This window comes from Dysgonomonas hofstadii (assembly GCF_014196915.1).
GTDB classification, from domain to species: Bacteria; Bacteroidota; Bacteroidia; order Bacteroidales; family Dysgonomonadaceae; genus Dysgonomonas; species Dysgonomonas hofstadii.
The window spans coordinates 84,085-100,982 of sequence record NZ_JACIEP010000003.1 but is presented as its reverse complement, the minus strand read 5'-3'; the positions used below and the strand labels follow the sequence as shown (position 1 = coordinate 100,982).

Sequence of the window (16,898 nt, the reverse complement as noted above, 5' to 3'; positions counted from 1 at the left end):
ACATGGCGAAATGAAAAAGACGGCTGAAAATATTTTCCTTCGTTTTTCGGTCTGGGTATTACTAATACTTACAGTAATCCCGGCACAGGCCGACGATGGGAATATTTTGAGTCTGAAACTGAAATTGGATAAAGACAAAGGAACTATCTATGAATTACTTAACCACGTATCAGAGAAATCCGGTTATCAGTTCATCTACGATAGCCAGATAATCAACAACGATAAAAAAATAAAGATAAAGAAAGGAGAATATTCTCTCAGGGAAGCTATTTACACAATAACAGGCAGTAATCAGTGGAAAATAAACATAATAGGGAAACACATACTTTTACGCAACGGAGAAAATCCATATGTGGCAGCCAGAACGTCAATTGCGACACCAGACAACAAACAGGATAATCATATTGTAATAAGTGGTACAATATACGACCGGATGAGCAATGAGCCTATTATCTATGGAACTGTTAGTATAAACCAGAGTTCTATCGGCACCGTATCGAACCGGAATGGGGAATTCAAATTCATTATCCCCGATTCGTTGAATGAATCGTCTGTCAGATTTAGCCACGTGGGATATCAAACCGAAGAAATAAAAGCATCCTTTCTGGCAGGACAAAATATAAAATTATCGCTCGAGCCCAAAATTGTTCCACTTCAGGAAGTAGTTGTACGCATTGTCAATCCGCAGGAGGAAGTAAATAAAATGCTCGAAAAGCGCTTGCAAAATTATCCATCCACCCCTACTCTACTCACTACCTTTTACAGGGAAGGTGTAGATCATAAAAAGAACAATACAGATATAAGCGAAGCAGTGCTTCAAATATATAAAACAGGTTATCAGCACTCTTCCGAATCGGATCAGGTGAAACTGATAAAAATGCGCCGCATAGTAAGCCAGATCGAAAAAGACTCTATAGTTCCGAAAATGAAGTCGGGAATACAATCGAGCCTTTTCCTGGATATCATGAAGAAAACACCGGATTTCCTTGATATTAACAGAGCTGAAGAATACAATTACACACACACTGATATTTCTTATATAGACAACAAACGGGTAAACGTTATCTCTTTTGAACAAAAAGACCATATAAAAACCCCTTTGTATAAAGGAGAATTATATATAGACCCTGAAAACTCGGCACTCGTAGAAGCCCGTTTTGAAGTTAATCCCCAATATGCAAGGCTGGCCAGCAGGAGTTTCATAGAAAAGAAAGATCCCAAACTAGACATCATCTTAAAAGAAGCAAAATACATAGTCACATACCGCAAGCTAGATAATGGACTGTATAATGTCAATCATATACGTGCCGATATAAAATTCAATATAAAAAGGAAACGAAGGCTGTTCAGCTCCGGATCGGCATTACATATATGGTTTGAGATGGTAAATTGCAAAACAGAGACCGAAAACGTGAAAGGCATCAGGAGAAAAGACCGGCTGCCTGTACACAAAATTTTTTCGGAAACCAAGTACAAATACGATAAAAACTTCTGGGGGGATTTTAATATCATAGTCCCCGAAGACAAGCTCAAAGAGTTTATCCTCTCCAATCTTAGTGAGATAATGGAGAATTATCCCGACGAATAATAAAGTTACCCGGTATGCAACTTTATTCAATTGATATGCATCAAGTAGATAAGTAGCGTAATATATTATTTATTGTCAACGAACCTTTTGCATTAGCCATCAGGGAAAAAAGTACCGGCATCATTTTATTTATCGGAAAAATAGGAGTAATAATACAATAGCAGTGATAGCCCAAACTACAAAAGACGGACATGTAAGTAACATGTCCGTCTTTTATGATTTACAAAAAGAATATATCCAGGCATAAATTCTTAATTTTTGTTGTGTTTATACAAAGCTTTTCTTTACATTTGCGTAAAGAAGATAAATAACAACACAAAAATAGAGCTAATAAAGAAATACGGTACCAAACCACTGCAAATTTATACCATATCTCCACTAATAGGAAATCATAAATAATTAATTATATATTTGCATCCGGTTTTTAGATTTCATCTCTAATGGTGAGTAGTAGAACTTTAAATAATATACAATTGGAAGACGGACCAGAAACTTCATATACTTTAAACGATGATTTTAAAACTTTTATAAACGCCCAGTCGATTTTTATCCCTGATATCCCCACATATATACCTTATGGTATATTGGGAATATGCAAATCAGGAAGTGCAACCTTAAAAGTTTATCTTCAGGAGTTTAATTTTATCAAGGACAATTTGATTGTCATTCTTCCCGGACAAGTAGCAGCATTGAAAAACAGAAGTGAGGACTTTCTGATTAATTATTTTCTGTTATCTGAAAATATTATCAATGAAACGTTGAGTGGTATCTCGCGCCTATCTCCTCTTTTCTTTATCCATATGAGGCAAAAGTACTTATACAATCTGACAGAAGATGAAGTATACAGATATACAGAATATTATAACTTGATATATAACAGGCTCTTATCACGCAACCAATCGTTTCAGCAAGAGTATATTGTAAATATTTTAAGGTTGTTTTATCTGGACTTATATAATAATTATAAAAACGATCTGCTGTCGACAAAAGCAGTGCCGGAAAAGAGAAAAGAGCAATTGGTATACAATTTTTTCCTGTTGATACTGGAACATCACAAAGAAGAAAAAGAAGTGTCTTTTTATGCAGAAAAACTATTTATTACACCCAAATACCTTTCTGCTATTATAAAAGAGGTCAGTGGAAGATCAGCCAAAGAATGGATCACCGAATACCTCCTGCTGGAAATAAAATCTTTATTGAAAAATTCGTCTATGAATGTGCAGGAAATTGCATTGAAAACGAATTTTTCCAACCAGGCTTCTTTAGGTCGCTTTTTCAGGAAGCATACAGGAATGTCACCAACAGAGTATAGAATGTACGATAAAAACGAAAATATAAAGTAAAAAAGCAATCGCACGATTGCTGTGTAGTTTTGTAAAGTTTGTGTTAAGGTTGAGTCCTGTTAGTCGTGAGATTCGCAGGACTTGTTTTTATCCGATAACATCTCTCGTTTGAAATGACTATCCCTCTCTTTATTCTTTGCGTCTTAGCGACTTTGCATGAGACTGTTTTTTTTACATCTAACAACTGATTCGCATTATCATTGATAACTTACAACACATATTCTTCGAACAGTTTTTCGAATGTAATATCCAGATTATCAGAGAATCCCTGTCGGGAGACAGATGTTTGAATAGATGTACTACGGGTGGCCGTTAGCCAGCGATATCGCTCCGGAATATCGAGTAAGGCTATCTGCCCTCCGTTTTTATTACCCGAACATACCAGATCGAATGTTTTCAGATTAGCGTATAATGATTCTGATTCCAGTTCAGTAGAAAATAACCTTAATTTTTCTTCATTCACCAGATAACGGGCTTTCAGGTACTTTGCCCTTTTAGAGTACATGATGATACCCACATTGATAAATTCTTCGCGTTCCACCCTTGGCACAACACGAATAACAGCGTATTCATACAGATGCTTTCCTTGCATGTTGAGCCTCTTTTATAAATATATCGGAATGTTTCAGTCTCTCGTTCAGGAAATCGATATATACCTGTCTTATCTGTTCAGGCGACTCTTCTTCCCCACCCCAATGCAACCAGTCATCAGGTAATAAACCTACTATTTCAGTAATTTTTTCTGTAGTAAGTATCCCTTTAAACTCTTTATCTACTTCCTCCAGCATAGTCGCATGAGGCAGCATAACATGATCTTTTACCTGTACGAAAGGACTCAAGGCATACTTTTCCCAGCCTGTCCATGAATGATGAAAATAGAGTGACGCACCATGGTCTATCAGCCATAGTTCTTTATGCCAGATCAGCATATTAGTGTTTTTCACCGTGCGGTCTACATTCGTAAGCAAGGCATCCACCCAAAGAATTTGCGATGCGGTCTTTTCATCCACCATATTAACCAACGGGTCGAAAGTCAGCGCACCCGACAAAAAATGCAAGCCCATATTCAATCCTTTACTACCTTGTAATAAATCCTGTATTTCCTCATCGCCTTCGTTACGGCCAAAAGCTTCGTCAAGGTAGATAAAAACCATTTCCGGAACACGAAAACCCAGAGTTTGGGCAATTAATCCTCCTATAAGTTCGCTCACGAGCATTTTTGTACCATGTCCCGATCCACGGAATTTGACAACATATTTGAATCCGTCATCAGCTTCGGCCAGTGCGGGAAGTGATCCACCTTCGCGTAAAGGTGCGATATAGCGTATTACATTTACTGTGCGAAGTTCCATTTCTTATTAAAATTTAAGTAGTAAAGATAAAACAAACTTTCTATTCATTATAAGATTCTTTTTTCTTAAATTTGTATTCCATCAATTAACTAATGCCTATCCTATGAAAAAAATTCTTTTCTTATTATTAGCATCTATCTTATTTATAGCCTGTAACAACGAAGATGAGGAAAACATAATTCCAAGGCCCGAACCAGAAGCCGGATTAAGGTTGAGCCTGAATGAAGCAACACTGAATAATTCTAAAAACTTTGAAGTGATAGATATTCTCGAACCTGTTGGTGAATGCTTTGCCTCCAGCTCTAACCAGAATGTGGCTACAGCCGAAATTGACGGGGAAAAGCTAATTATTCTGGGATTTAAAACCGGGGAAACGGATATAATAGTTTCTGATAGCAAGGCCAATACAGCAAAAGTAAAAATATCTGTTGAAAACGAAATAATCAGGGTACAAACAATAACCGAAGTAGTTTTTGTAAAAAAAGGTGAGACCCGGGTTTTTAAACATCCCTATCCTGCCGATATGGGCTACACACTCTTGCCAGACCAGTATAGTGAAATAATAGCTACTACTATTGGGACAGATCAACTTATTGTTGATGGTAAAGAAGGCGGGCGTACAGTACTGTCCGTCAGTAAGAATTACTGGACTGAATACAATTATGATATAAGAGTCGTGGAAGAATATCCCTTAATAGTCCCAATTGGAAAATATTCTTTATCTCAGAATTCCAAGGGGAGTGGCTTCGGTATTGGAATGGGGAATGGCGGTTATAAAGTAGAATCGTCTGACCCTACTGTCGCAACTGGTTATTTTTCTGAATATGTCTGGGATATAACAAATGCCAATTATAATCCCATAGCATTCAATGTTGACAGTTTTAAGCCAGGGACAGCGATACTGACAGTAAGTGATGAATCGGGACAAAGCAAACAAATAGAAGTAGAAGTTCGGGAAAAATAGCCTACATATAAAAATTTAAAAGCTACGATTCATTCGGATCGTGGCTTTTTCGTATATTTGTATTACTTTTCGATTATTATTATCTCCAACCTTTCTTATCTGCATATTTTATTTTCTTATTTATCTATATAAGTAAAGGAGTTATAAATTATGAGTTATGAATATACTTTGCGGCTTAGCATCTTTGCGAGAAAATATGTCAGATCTGTCAGGTTTTATCATGCAGATGTATGTGATACACCTCAACAAAATACTGCAAAAGTGTAACTTTTGTAACTTTTTTTATTAACTGATAACTGAAAGAAGTGTCAGGTTTCAGGTTTTTATTAAAATGTTTTATTATGATCAAATCGAATTTTCATATTATAACAGGAGGCCCTGGAGTGGGTAAAACCACTCTTTTGGAAGAACTCAGGAACAGAGGTTATCAATACATAGAGGAAGTAGCCCGTAAAATTATAAAAGAACAAATAGCCGGTAACGGAGATGCACTGCCCTGGGCAAATACCCGTAAATACTCCGACCTGATGTTATTCCGGTCTGTTGACGATTTTGTGCAAAACAAAAGCGTAGACAGTCTGCTATTTTTCGACAGGGGAATACCTGACACCTATGGCTATGAAGTCCTTATCAACCTGGAAATAAGCAAGCTTCTCGAAGAGGCTGTTGTTAAATACAGGTATAATCCTACTGTGTTCATACTTCCACCCTGGAAAGAGATTTATGGAACAGATAACGAACGGAAGCAGGATTTCGATGAAGCAACAGAAACCTATAACGTAATGTGTAATATCTATAAAAAATCGGGATATAATGTTATCGATGTGCCTTGCCTGCCCGTAAAGGAAAGGGCAGATTTTATATTGAGTATATTAAAACTTACATAAGTTATTGATTCATTATTTTTGATATTAAAAATATTACATTTGCAGTCGCTAAAAAAGAACGTATATGAAACATCAGTATTTGCAGGATATCAAAACACTACTGGACAAGAAAGTTGAACAATACAACACTCCTGCCTTTATAGCCAATGATCCAATCTGCATTCCTCATAGCTATACTTCGAAACAAGATAAAGAGATCATGGGCTTTTTTGCCTCCATCTTCGCGTGGGGACAACGCAAGACTATAATAAACAAATGCAGGGAATTATCGGAAAGAATGGATAATGCTCCTTCAGATTTTGTAAAGAATCATAACGAACAAAACTTGAAAAGTCTTCTGGGGTTCAAACATCGGACGTTCAATGATACCGATCTATTATATTGTATCGATTTTATGAAACGCCATTATAAAGAAAGTAATACATTGGAAACAGCTTTTTTCCCACATGACGATATGGATGTGGAAAGCGGATTAAATCATTTTCAAAATTACTTTTTTTCTTCGCCCGATGCTCCTCACCGTACACGCAAGCACATACCATCCCCAATACAGAAATCGGCATGCAAACGATTAAATATGTATCTGCGCTGGATGGTCAGGAATGATAATAAAAGAGTGGATTTCGGCTTGTGGAAAAAAATATCGCCTTCTTCCCTGATCTGTCCTCTGGACTTGCACGTCGAGCGCACAGCCCGTATGCTTGGCCTGTTGGAACGCGACAAACCTGATTGGCGGGCAGCCCTTGAATTGACAGCAAATCTGCAGTTACTGGACAAGGATGATCCTGTGAAGTATGATTTTGCATTATTCGGTATCTCCATCGAAGAAAAATGTATCATAAAGAAAATATAATAAAACTGACATTATTAACGTTCTATATATAACGGGTTAAAAAATTCGTATATTTGCAACGTAAAAGGCTTATATTCGAAGGTAAAGGATGGGAAAATTATTTGTAGTACCTACCCCGGTTGGAAATCTGGAAGATATGACATTCAGGGCTGTACGGGTCTTAAAAGAGGTCGGACTTATTCTGGCTGAAGACACCCGTACTACAGGGATATTGCTGAAACATTTCGATATCCAGAACAAAATGCAATCTTATCATAAGTTTAACGAACATAAGGCTGTTTCTCATATTGTAGAGCGGCTCGATGGTGGTGAAGATATAGCCCTGGTATCAGATGCCGGTACACCCGGTATTTCCGATCCGGGCTTCCTTGTCGTGCGCGAATGTGTAAGGGCCGGGATAAAAGTTGAATGTCTGCCGGGGGCAACGGCTTTTGTGCCGGCGTTGGTGTCTTCAGGCATCCCCTCCGATAAATTTTGCTTCGAAGGTTTTCTCCCTCCGAAAAAAGGACGTATGACACGATTGAAAATATTATCGGAAGAACCTCGCACGATCGTATTCTATGAGTCTCCCCACAGAGTCGTAAAAACACTGACACAACTGGCGGAGTATATGGGAGAAGACAGGTATGCCGCTACATGCAGGGAAATCTCGAAAGTATATGAAGATACCCGGCGGGGAACTCTGAAAGAATTAATATCTCACTTTTCTGTGAACGAACCGAAAGGTGAATTTGTTATAGTAGTGTCTGGTAAGGATAATTAAAAGGATAAAATAAATAAATTATAGAACTAACAAGTTAAACAATTTTTATATGAAAAAACTATTAGTAGGATGCCTGTGCTTATTGGCAATGGCTTCATGTAATGTAAAAAGTTCGGATGAATACAAGGCTTTGCAGGCTGAAAGAGATTCTTTGATGCAGGCAAGTGCGCAAAGTAATAGTGAATTGGAAGAAACCAATAACTTAATAAATCAGATAGAAGAAAACTTCCGTCAGATAAGGGAAGCTGAAAAGTATCTGACTATTGAGTCTAAAACAAAAGGCGAAATGTCGAATGATACAAAAACACGTGTCAAAGACAATTTTGAAATGATCAATGACATCCTTAAAAAGAATAAGGCTGATATTGACAAACTGAATCAAAGACTGAAAAATAACTCAGGACAGATGGCCACATTTAAGAAAACCATCGAGAACCTGAATGCAGAACTGACAGAAAGAGCCAATACAATAACAGAACTTCAAGGAGCTCTTTCGAAACGTGATGCCCAGATCGCTGCATTAGAGACAGATGTAAAATCTTTGACAGAAAACGTTGAAGTATTATCTGGTCAGACAGCTGAACAGGCTTCAAAGATTAAAGAACAAGACAAAGAGCTGAATACAGCTTATTATATGTTCGGAACATCAAAAGAATTGAAAGAAGCGAAAGTGGTAACAGGTGGCTTCCTTGCGTCTTCTAAAATACTGAACGAAGGAATCGAAAAAAGCAAATTCGTAAGAATCGACATTCGTGACACACAAAGTATCCCTGTTTATGACAAGAAAGCGAAGCTACTATCCGACCACCCGAAAGACAGCTATACACTGGAAAAAGATGCCAACAACAAGATCGTTGTGAAGATTACAGACTATAAGAGATTCTGGAGCCTTACTAAATTCTTAGTAGTTGAAGTAGGATAATCCCGCTTGACAGATTATAAAGAAGGGACTAATGAACAATCATTAGTCCTTTTTTATCTACAAAGGCTTGGAATTCTTCTTATTAGAAATACACAACAGGCCAAAAGCTGTAAGCAATCCATTAAATAATAAGATCTCATACCCTACCCGATAGTCATATATCTTGAATAAAGCATACTCCAACACATAACTTAGAACAGGCGCCAACATACATATAAAGGGCACCATCCTGTCCCTGATATTTATCTTGGTAAACAGGCCGAAGAAAAACAACCCCAACAAAGGTCCATATGTGTATGAAGCCACTTTATATATTGTATCGAGGACATTTTCCTGCTGTATTGTATTTATCAAGAGTATCACCAGCAGAAAAGCAAAGCTTACTACTATATGTACTCTTTTCCTTGTCTTTTTAGCTTTTACCGCATCTTCCCGTTTTATATTCAGTATATCCACACATACCGAAGTAGTTAAGGCTGTAAGAGCAGAATCAGCACTGGAAAAAGCAGCGGCTATTATACCGATAGTAAAGAATACGAGCACGGGGAAACCAAGATATTCGGTCGCCAGCATTGGCAATATCTGATCTGAATTTTCTGGTATAGAAATATTGTACCGGCTCATAAACAACAAAAGTAATATCCCCAACGATAAAAACAGGAGATTGATCGGCGCAAAGGAAAAACCATAAGTCACCATGTTCTTTTGTGCGTCTTTCAGATTTTTGCAGGTCAGGTTCTTTTGCATCATGTCCTGATCGAGCCCGGTCATTACGATGGTAATGAACATCCCGCTAAGGAACTGCTTGAAAAAGTTCTGACGCGAACCCCAATCATCGAAGACGAATATGCGGGAATGTTCGTTATCAGCGATAGTCTGTACCATCTCCGGAAAGTTCATATCCATTTTGACAGCCACCTGCCAGATTATTAATATAGCTCCCAATATGAGACTCGATGTCTGCAAGGTATCGGTCCAGATAATAGTTTTTATACCACTTCGGAAAGTATATCCCCATATCAATAATATAATCCCTGTAACTGTAACCCAAAATGGGATACCCCATTGGCTGAAAACAAGCGTTTGCAGAATCATAGCTACAAGATAAAGCCGTGCAGCAGCCCCGATAATCTTCGATAAGATAAAAAACGAAGCGCCTGTTTTATAAGAATACAAGCCGAATCGCTGATCCAGGTAACCGTATATAGTCGTCAGGCTCAACCGGTAATACAAAGGCAGCAACAAATAAGCAATAACAAAATATCCGGCGACAAAACCAAACACCATCTGCATATATGTCATATCGAACTTACCCACCATACCTGGCACGGAAACAAATGTCACTCCTGATATGGAAGTACCCACCATAGCTATAGCTACAATAAACCATGGCGACTGCCTGTTGCCAAGAAAGAAAGCTTCATTATCGCTATTCTTCTTACTTACAAAATAAGAAATGAGCAATAAGGCTCCGAAGTATATAGCGATAATTATTAATATATATATTCCCATTTATTTATTCCTTCCCATATACCCTCTGCCATACGTTCGAGTAGATCGGTTTCTTTATTTTTGTATCATCCCTTTCGGTATCGATGATGATATAGTCGTAATTGTTGATAGTGTCAGCTGATGCTCTTTTGTCATTATAATAATAATCGTCATAAAAAACATTTACATCCAGTTTTCGTCTTTCCACTTCAAATCTGAATGTCGGATGATTTCCGAACGAAAGTACATAATATGATTTGTTTTCCTGAAGTACATGATCTGTTATCTCAATATTATAGGTATTGAATGTTTCAGCCTCTTTTATATTTGTCTTAAAGTTTATGAAGCCTGCTATCTGAATAGCTATTACAAAGAACAATAACCATTTGTAAGTTATTCTGCCAATGTATTCCCTGAAAGATACAACAAAAAGAAATATGAATAAAAACCCATAATATGAGAAAGTCCGGGGAAATGGTATTACCGAATGGATGAATAATAGTATAAACGGAGTAAACAGACAGATAAACCATACTTTTATTAGAGTATTATTATGTTGCTTTATAACAAAAAAAACAGTCAGAATAATTAATATAGCTATTATAATTGCCGGAAAGCCAAACATGAAGGATATCGTTTCATTTGCGAAAGGTAAAAGATTCTCTAGTACCCAGAAACGACTTTTGGGGGTTACATACTGGTTATTTGCCAAAGCTCCTATACCATCATTAAATAGTATGGGAGAATATAAAAGAATAGCAGAAATAGCTATATAACAATCGTAGCGAAATAGCGGTTTAAATAGCTTATGGTCGTATACCAGGATAATGATGTTTAGTGTTATAAAGGGATATAAGAAGGATGGCATTGTGTAAAACCCCAATACCGAAGCGACAGTAAAAAACATCCAATCCTTTCTTTGTCCACCATATTTTATTATGTTATAGATGGAGTGTAGGCTAATGATGAACATCAAAATTAACAGGGCATATCCTCTGGCCATATAACTGTAATATACAGACATGAAAAGTATCGGATATATGGCAACAACAAACAAAGCGCTTTTCTCCCCCCAATTCTTTTTTATAAAGGAATAGGCGACAAGCCAGGTAAAAAAAGAGAATATAACAGAGGGTAGCCTTATCTTGTATAAAATGTCAGTAATCGGCAATCTGTTAGAGAACCAGATCAGGATAGAATTTAATATATGGTTTCCCGGTTCGGGGTAACGTACCATGCATTTTTCGAGCGGGCGTTTCGCATAATTAAAGAATGTTACACTCTCATCGCAGGAAATGGCCACTGTAGATGCAAAATATATGGCAGCTATAGTTGGTATAGTGAGGACAAGTATTAATTTCCAATCTTTCAGGTTCGAAAAAATCCCTTTGATTGCATGGATCGCATTGGAGAAAAATAGCTTTATAGTTTTCATATTCTTTGTAAAAAATAAGATACCAATTGGGGCACTACAAAAATATAATATTTTTTACAGAGAATATGAAAAAACTCTATTTCAAGAGATAATAATCTATTGACATGACAAAAAGTCCGTCGAAATTGTTAAAATAGCAATAAAGAATTCGCACTCGGTTAAAAGTGTTAAAAAATAGATGTCACACGCATCAAATGAATGATTTTTGTGTTTAATTTTGAGAAAAGAATAAATGATATTTGATAACTAAAAAATACTTGCATATGAAAAATTTTGGAAAAATTTTATCAGTACTTGCATTGGCTGCACTAATAAGTGGTGGAGCCACATACGCTACTTATAGTTATATGGAAAGTAAGCGAAATTATAGTTCCTCCGATTCTTATAATTATGGAGCTGAATTCGATCAGAAAGGAGTACGCCTAGCCAGTTTAACTGCCGATGGCTATCCCGATTTCACAAAAGCTGCAGAAAATTCCATACATGCGGTTGTACATATCAAGTCAACCGTTAAAGCACAGGCTCCTCAGGGACAGGGACGCCAAAGGATGATAGACCCTTTCGAATATTTCTTTGGATTTGGTGATCGTGATGGTGGCGGAGGCTATTCAAACCCTCAGCCCAGTGTGGGATTTGGATCGGGTGTCATTATTAATAAAGACGGATATATCGTTACCAACAACCACGTAATAGATAAAGCCGACGAAATAGAAGTTACGCTGAATGACAATAGTAAATATACAGCTAAACTTATAGGTACAGACCCTCAGACCGATATAGCCTTATTAAAAATAGAAGGCAAAGAATTTCCTTATATTCCATTTGGCAATTCCGATAATCTGAAGGTCGGAGAATGGGTGTTAGCTGTTGGTAACCCTTTCAACCTCACATCTACAGTTACAGCCGGTATTGTTAGTGCAAAAGGCCGGGGAGGAATAGGTTCTTCAGGTCCTGCGAACATTCAGTCATACATCCAGACAGACGCTGCCATCAACAGAGGTAACAGTGGTGGTGCACTCGTTAATACCAATGGCGAACTGGTAGGTATCAATACCGCTATATATTCCCAGACAGGAGACTTTACCGGTTATGGTTTTGCGGTGCCTATTTCCATTGCAGGCAAGGTTGTTGCCGACATTAAAGAATTTGGTACAGTACAACGCGCTGTTTTAGGAGTTATGATACAGGATATGAATATTGCAAAAGAAGCAAATCCTGAAAAAACTAAAGATATTAAAGTTAACGAAGGAGCCTATGTAGGTGGATTCGCTGAAATGAGTCCTGCTAAACAGGCCGGAGTAGAAGAAGGTGACGTGATCACTTCTGTAAATGGAGTTAAAGTAAGAAGTGTAAGTGAACTTCAGGATCAGGTGAATAGATTCCGTCCGGGCGAAAAGGTAAAATTGGAGGTTGTCCGGGGTTCAGCAACCAAATCGTTTGATGTTACATTGAAAACAAGCACAGGCAGTACTTCCGTTGTGAAGAAAGAAGATGCTATAGGAACTGTAGGTGCGGCATTCAAAGAACTGACTGCCGATAAGAAAAAACAATTAGGCATCAGTTATGGTGTAGAAGTTGCCGGAGTGGACAATTCAGGTAAATTCCATAAAGAAGGTATACAGAAAGGATTTGTTATATTGAAGATCAATAACCAGTCAGTATCTACACCAGCCGAAGTAGAAAGAATAATACAATCTACAGCCAATAGCCAAGATAAGGTATTGTTCATTTCAGCTATTACCTCTAACGGTGGAAGAAAATATTACGCTGTTGACTTAAGTGAATAATAGTAAATAAGTTAAAACTAACAGAATAACGCTTGGGCCTGAAACAAAATAGTGGCTCAAGCGTTATTAATTATGTAAATAAGCTATAATAAACTTTTATATACTCTAGACGCAGCAAAATAGCAATTGAATATTATTAACTAAAGCTATCCCATTATTAAGGAGGCATAAGCCTTGAATTTGCTGGATTTTTACTATATTTGCAGACATTTTTCGGGCATTAAACATATATAATTATATATGAGGCAGTTAAAGATTACAAAATCAATCACAAATCGTGAGAGCGCGTCTTTAGACAAGTATTTACAAGAGATTGGTCGCGAAGACCTTATTACAGTTGAAGAAGAAGTTGAGTTAGCACAGGCAATTAAGAAAGGCGACAGAGCCGCTTTAGAAAAACTGACAAGAGCTAATCTAAGGTTCGTAGTCTCTGTAGCAAAACAGTATCAGAATCAAGGGCTAAGCTTACCTGACCTTATCAACGAAGGAAATTTAGGACTAATCAAAGCTGCTGAAAAATTCGACGAAACCAGAGGGTTTAAATTTATCAGTTATGCGGTATGGTGGATTCGCCAATCCATATTGCAGGCGCTAGCAGAACAATCGCGTATCGTACGCCTTCCGCTCAATCAGGTGGGTTCACTGAATAAGATCAGTAAAGCCTTTTCTAAATTTGAGCAGGAAAACGAACGCAAGCCATCAGCAGAAGAGCTAGCCGAGCAATTGGACATACCGGTAGATAAAATAGCCGATTCGTTGAAAGTTTCAGGACGTCACATCTCAATGGATGCTCCCTTTGTAGAAGGGGAAGACAACAGTCTGTTGGATGTTCTTGTAAATGACGACGCACCTATTGCCGACCGTACCTTGATAAACGAGTCGCTCCAGCAAGAGATCGACCGTGCATTATCAACACTGACGGAAAGAGAAAGTGAAATTATCAAAATGTTCTTCGGTATCGGATATCAGGAAATGACCCTCGAAGAAATCGGCGATAAATTCCAACTGACACGGGAACGTGTCCGTCAGATCAAGGAAAAGGCAATAAAGCGTTTACGCCAGAATTCACGAAGCAAATTACTAAAAAGCTACTTAGGATAATGCAGATGCATTGATTACTAAGTTTAAAATGATAAAGAGAGCTGAAGATTCAGTTCTCTTTTTTATTATAGTCTATCGCACAATATCTTAGTAAAGATATTTATCTCTCATTTTAGTAATATCGACATTCAGTACTTTAGTCAGATAATTATCAACAGAACCGTGATCTTTCCTTATCTTATCGATTCCGGCCTGCAAAAACTGAGGCTTTACCTCAAACAGAGAAGATAATGCAGGATAAGCCGCTTTATATGCAGCATACTTGTTTGCCAGATATTTATTTGATAGTAAATAATCATTAATTATCGTCTGCTCATCCACACCCAGCGAAAACAAAATCAGTGCGGCACCCATTCCCGTACGGTCTTTGCCGGCTGAACAATGAAACATCAAAGGCACATTCTTATCATCCTGCAGTAGTTCGAAGAATTTACGATACTGATCTATACAAGCCGGATCACTAACCAGCAATTCGTTCATACCCATCATCAGCGTATCGGCTTTCATTTCGGTGATATTCTGTAAATCTGCTTTGATAGCACCCATCAGGTTTCCGGGAGAGATGGCATATTTATAATTCTCCTTTACCGACTCAGGATTCTTATCCGGAGCGGCTTCCCGTTCATCGTCAGATCTGAAATCGACAATAGAGACCAACGGGATTGATGACAAATAGTTAAGATCTTCATCTGTAAGATTATGCAGGTCGTCGGAGCGGAATATCTTTCCCCATTTCACATATCGCCCATCTGTAGTCCGGTAGCCTCCAAGATCGCGGAAGTTATATCCTCCGGACATAGGAAGATGCCTGTCCGACAAGATAGCTTTGCCTTCTTCGGTCTCTATCTGAAAATAAGAACGCACATTGTCAGGCACATTTATAGGGAAAGTGCCACTGTCTTTACCTCCGGTAATGGGCTCTGTAAGGTCGATACTTTCAATGGAAGTCCCGGCATATAATTTCCACACCCCTTTTGTATATACCTGGACAGAAGCATTCTTAGTCGTTTTTGCCCTGATGATATTAACATCATTAGAAATATCTTTTCCCGAATATTCAGCTTTTGTTTCTTTATTACCGCATGAAGTCGCAGCAAACGTGCATAGTGCCATAGATATAATAAGTTTATACATTGCCATCTAATTTTTCATGCAAGTTAGTTAAAATAACCATATCCGCACAAAACCGTCACGAACCAAAATTCCTTTACTGACCGAACCTGAATAGCAGACTGTTATAATAGAGCGAATTACGCACAAGTCCAATAAATGTTAAAAACAATTTTCCGATTAAACCTCCGGTTTTAATTTGTATCTAAGCACATAGAAACATTTAAAATGAGAAAGTTATGAAAAGATTGTTTTTATCATTAGCAATATTAATAGCAGCATCACTGACAATGCAAGTTGATGCACAGAATAAGGGAAGAGATGGTCGTCCGGGAGAGCGTATGGAAAAAGAACTGAATCTTACTGCCGACCAAAAGCAAAAGATGGAGTCTTTACGTTCCGATTTCGGTACAAAGATGAAAGAACTGAAAGATAATGCCGCATTATCAAAAGATGACAAACAGACTAGAATGAAGGAACTGAGAGATCAGCACATGGCCGAAGTAAACAAGGTTCTTACACCCGACCAACAAGCTAAAATGAAGGAATGGAAAGATAAGAGAGGTGAAATGGCAAAAAAACGCGATGGCAGAAAGGGGAAAGATATGGCTATGAGAGGGAAAAATGATATGCCAAAAAGAGGAAACATGGCTCAACGTGGAGATCACATGAAAGACCTGAACCTGACTGACGATCAGAAGCAAAAAATAAAAGCCCTGAATGATGATTTCAGAACAAAATCGAAAGAACTATCCCAACAGCATCGTGAAGAATTGAATAAGGTATACACTCCTGAACAGCGCGTGAAGCTGGATGAAATGAAGAAAAATTTCAAGAAAGACGACAGATTCTCTTTCAGGGGTCACAGAGGCAATCTTAATATTGATGATGCCAGTAAGACAAAACTGAAAGAACTAAAGGAGAATTATCTTAAAGAAAAGAAAGCCGTAGAGCTTAGCCGTATCGCTCCGGATGCCCAAAAACAAAAGATTAAAAACCTTACCACTAAATACAGGGACGACAAACGTCAGGTGATAAAAGATGCACGCAAAGTGAATGACACTAAGCCTGTATAGTTTGAGTCTATATAATGAAAGTAAAGGGAGATAATGGTTTAAAGCCATTATCTCCCTTTTTTTATCCTCATATTATACAGAATTTATCAAACAACAATAAAAATAATTTAGTTAAACATTTAACTAAATTATTTGTTATATCTTTGCAGTAAGAAAAAAGAGATATGTTGCAGGAATTTGTACAAACAATATTGCAGACTCAATCTTTTTACCGTCAGATAATCCA

General features: G+C 37.6%; 15 protein-coding genes. 10 read left to right on the top strand and 5 right to left on the bottom strand.

Features of this window, described 5'->3' with window-relative positions; translation table 11 throughout:
• Positions 1-10: 10 nt before the first annotated feature.
• Together GGR21_RS04860 and GGR21_RS04850 are read left to right on the top strand one after the other, a co-directional pair.
• Positions 11-1,588, top strand: coding sequence for a carboxypeptidase-like regulatory domain-containing protein (locus GGR21_RS04860; protein ID WP_183306065.1), 1,578 nt, complete (start codon positions 11-13; stop codon positions 1,586-1,588).
• Positions 1,589-2,061: 473 nt separating this feature from the next.
• The gene (locus GGR21_RS04850) at positions 2,062-2,931 is read left to right on the top strand and encodes an AraC family transcriptional regulator (protein ID WP_246347994.1); all 870 of its coding nucleotides are present in this window, start codon (positions 2,062-2,064) and stop codon (positions 2,929-2,931) included.
• Positions 2,932-3,139: 208 nt separating this feature from the next.
• Here the strand turns inward: GGR21_RS04850 and GGR21_RS04845 are convergent, their stop codons facing one another.
• Both GGR21_RS04845 and GGR21_RS04840 read right to left on the bottom strand, forming a co-directional pair.
• On the bottom strand, positions 3,140-3,523 hold the full coding sequence (locus GGR21_RS04845) for a DUF3037 domain-containing protein (RefSeq protein WP_183306063.1): 384 nt from the start codon (positions 3,521-3,523) through the stop codon (positions 3,140-3,142).
• Positions 3,501-4,283: a HipA family kinase gene (locus GGR21_RS04840; RefSeq protein ID WP_183306062.1), complete on the bottom strand. Its 783-nt coding sequence runs from the start codon at positions 4,281-4,283 to the stop codon at positions 3,501-3,503. Before GGR21_RS04840 ends, GGR21_RS04845 begins: the two co-directional genes overlap by 23 nt.
• Positions 4,284-4,386: 103 nt before the next feature.
• Here GGR21_RS04840 and GGR21_RS04835 point away from each other — a divergent pair, with 103 nt between their 5' ends.
• The 5 genes from GGR21_RS04835 to GGR21_RS04815 all read left to right on the top strand — a co-directional run bounded on the left by GGR21_RS04835 (position 4,387) and on the right by GGR21_RS04815 (position 8,672).
• A complete protein-coding gene (locus tag GGR21_RS04835; protein ID WP_183306061.1) occupies positions 4,387-5,247 on the top strand; it encodes a hypothetical protein in 861 nt (286 codons plus the stop codon).
• 341 nt (positions 5,248-5,588) lie between these two features.
• A complete protein-coding gene (locus GGR21_RS04830; protein ID WP_221232921.1) occupies positions 5,589-6,134 on the top strand; it encodes an AAA family ATPase in 546 nt (181 codons plus the stop codon).
• 64 nt (positions 6,135-6,198) lie between these two features.
• Positions 6,199-6,987 (top strand): TIGR02757 family protein, encoded by a 789-nt coding sequence (locus GGR21_RS04825; protein WP_183306060.1) that lies wholly within the window; start codon positions 6,199-6,201, stop codon positions 6,985-6,987.
• An 88-nt stretch (positions 6,988-7,075) separates the two neighbouring features.
• A complete protein-coding gene (gene rsmI / locus GGR21_RS04820; protein ID WP_183306059.1) occupies positions 7,076-7,750 on the top strand; it encodes a 16S rRNA (cytidine(1402)-2'-O)-methyltransferase in 675 nt (224 codons plus the stop codon).
• 49 nt (positions 7,751-7,799) lie between these two features.
• Positions 7,800-8,672: a Cbp1 family collagen-binding glycoprotein adhesin gene (locus GGR21_RS04815; RefSeq protein WP_183306058.1), complete on the top strand. Its 873-nt coding sequence runs from the start codon at positions 7,800-7,802 to the stop codon at positions 8,670-8,672.
• Between the two features lie 57 nt (positions 8,673-8,729).
• Here the strand turns inward: GGR21_RS04815 and GGR21_RS04810 are convergent, their stop codons facing one another.
• Both GGR21_RS04810 and GGR21_RS04805 read right to left on the bottom strand, forming a co-directional pair.
• Positions 8,730-10,184, bottom strand: coding sequence for a sodium:solute symporter (locus GGR21_RS04810; protein WP_183306057.1), 1,455 nt, complete (start codon positions 10,182-10,184; stop codon positions 8,730-8,732).
• 4 nt (positions 10,185-10,188) lie between these two features.
• Positions 10,189-11,598: a glycosyltransferase family protein gene (locus GGR21_RS04805; RefSeq protein ID WP_183306056.1), complete on the bottom strand. Its 1,410-nt coding sequence runs from the start codon at positions 11,596-11,598 to the stop codon at positions 10,189-10,191.
• Between the two features lie 263 nt (positions 11,599-11,861).
• Between GGR21_RS04805 and GGR21_RS04800 the strand changes: the two genes are divergently transcribed.
• On the top strand, positions 11,862-13,385 hold the full coding sequence (locus GGR21_RS04800; protein ID WP_183306055.1) for a Do family serine endopeptidase: 1,524 nt from the start codon (positions 11,862-11,864) through the stop codon (positions 13,383-13,385).
• A 240-nt stretch (positions 13,386-13,625) separates the two neighbouring features.
• Positions 13,626-14,486: a sigma-70 family RNA polymerase sigma factor gene (locus tag GGR21_RS04795; protein ID WP_183306054.1), complete on the top strand. Its 861-nt coding sequence runs from the start codon at positions 13,626-13,628 to the stop codon at positions 14,484-14,486.
• Positions 14,487-14,573: 87 nt separating this feature from the next.
• Here the strand turns inward: GGR21_RS04795 and GGR21_RS04790 are convergent, their stop codons facing one another.
• Positions 14,574-15,620: a tyrosine-protein phosphatase gene (locus tag GGR21_RS04790; RefSeq protein WP_183306053.1), complete on the bottom strand. Its 1,047-nt coding sequence runs from the start codon at positions 15,618-15,620 to the stop codon at positions 14,574-14,576.
• 215 nt (positions 15,621-15,835) lie between these two features.
• Here GGR21_RS04790 and GGR21_RS04785 point away from each other — a divergent pair, with 215 nt between their 5' ends.
• Positions 15,836-16,672: a hypothetical protein gene (locus GGR21_RS04785; protein WP_183306052.1), complete on the top strand. Its 837-nt coding sequence runs from the start codon at positions 15,836-15,838 to the stop codon at positions 16,670-16,672.
• Positions 16,673-16,898 lie beyond the last annotated feature (226 nt).

Excerpts from the sequence above, each read along its gene's own strand:
- GGR21_RS04800 (WP_183306055.1), top strand. The coding sequence starts at position 11,862 with ATGAAAAATTTTGGAAAAATTTTATCAGTACTTGCATTGGCTGCACTA.
- GGR21_RS04825 (WP_183306060.1), top strand. The coding sequence starts at position 6,199 with ATGAAACATCAGTATTTGCAGGATATCAAAACACTACTGGACAAGAAA.
- GGR21_RS04835 (WP_183306061.1), top strand. The coding sequence starts at position 4,387 with ATGAAAAAAATTCTTTTCTTATTATTAGCATCTATCTTATTTATAGCC.
- GGR21_RS04805 (WP_183306056.1), bottom strand. The coding sequence starts at position 11,598 with ATGAAAACTATAAAGCTATTTTTCTCCAATGCGATCCATGCAATCAAA.
- GGR21_RS04785 (WP_183306052.1), top strand. The coding sequence starts at position 15,836 with ATGAAAAGATTGTTTTTATCATTAGCAATATTAATAGCAGCATCACTG.
- GGR21_RS04830 (WP_221232921.1), top strand. The coding sequence starts at position 5,589 with ATGATCAAATCGAATTTTCATATTATAACAGGAGGCCCTGGAGTGGGT.
- GGR21_RS04815 (WP_183306058.1), top strand. The coding sequence starts at position 7,800 with ATGAAAAAACTATTAGTAGGATGCCTGTGCTTATTGGCAATGGCTTCA.
- GGR21_RS04795 (WP_183306054.1), top strand. The coding sequence starts at position 13,626 with ATGAGGCAGTTAAAGATTACAAAATCAATCACAAATCGTGAGAGCGCG.
- GGR21_RS04845 (WP_183306063.1), bottom strand. The coding sequence starts at position 3,523 with ATGCAAGGAAAGCATCTGTATGAATACGCTGTTATTCGTGTTGTGCCA.
- GGR21_RS04840 (WP_183306062.1), bottom strand. The coding sequence starts at position 4,283 with ATGGAACTTCGCACAGTAAATGTAATACGCTATATCGCACCTTTACGC.
- rsmI (WP_183306059.1), top strand. The coding sequence starts at position 7,076 with ATGGGAAAATTATTTGTAGTACCTACCCCGGTTGGAAATCTGGAAGAT.
- GGR21_RS04860 (WP_183306065.1), top strand. The coding sequence starts at position 11 with ATGAAAAAGACGGCTGAAAATATTTTCCTTCGTTTTTCGGTCTGGGTA.
- GGR21_RS04790 (WP_183306053.1), bottom strand. The coding sequence starts at position 15,620 with ATGTATAAACTTATTATATCTATGGCACTATGCACGTTTGCTGCGACT.
- GGR21_RS04810 (WP_183306057.1), bottom strand. The coding sequence starts at position 10,184 with ATGGGAATATATATATTAATAATTATCGCTATATACTTCGGAGCCTTA.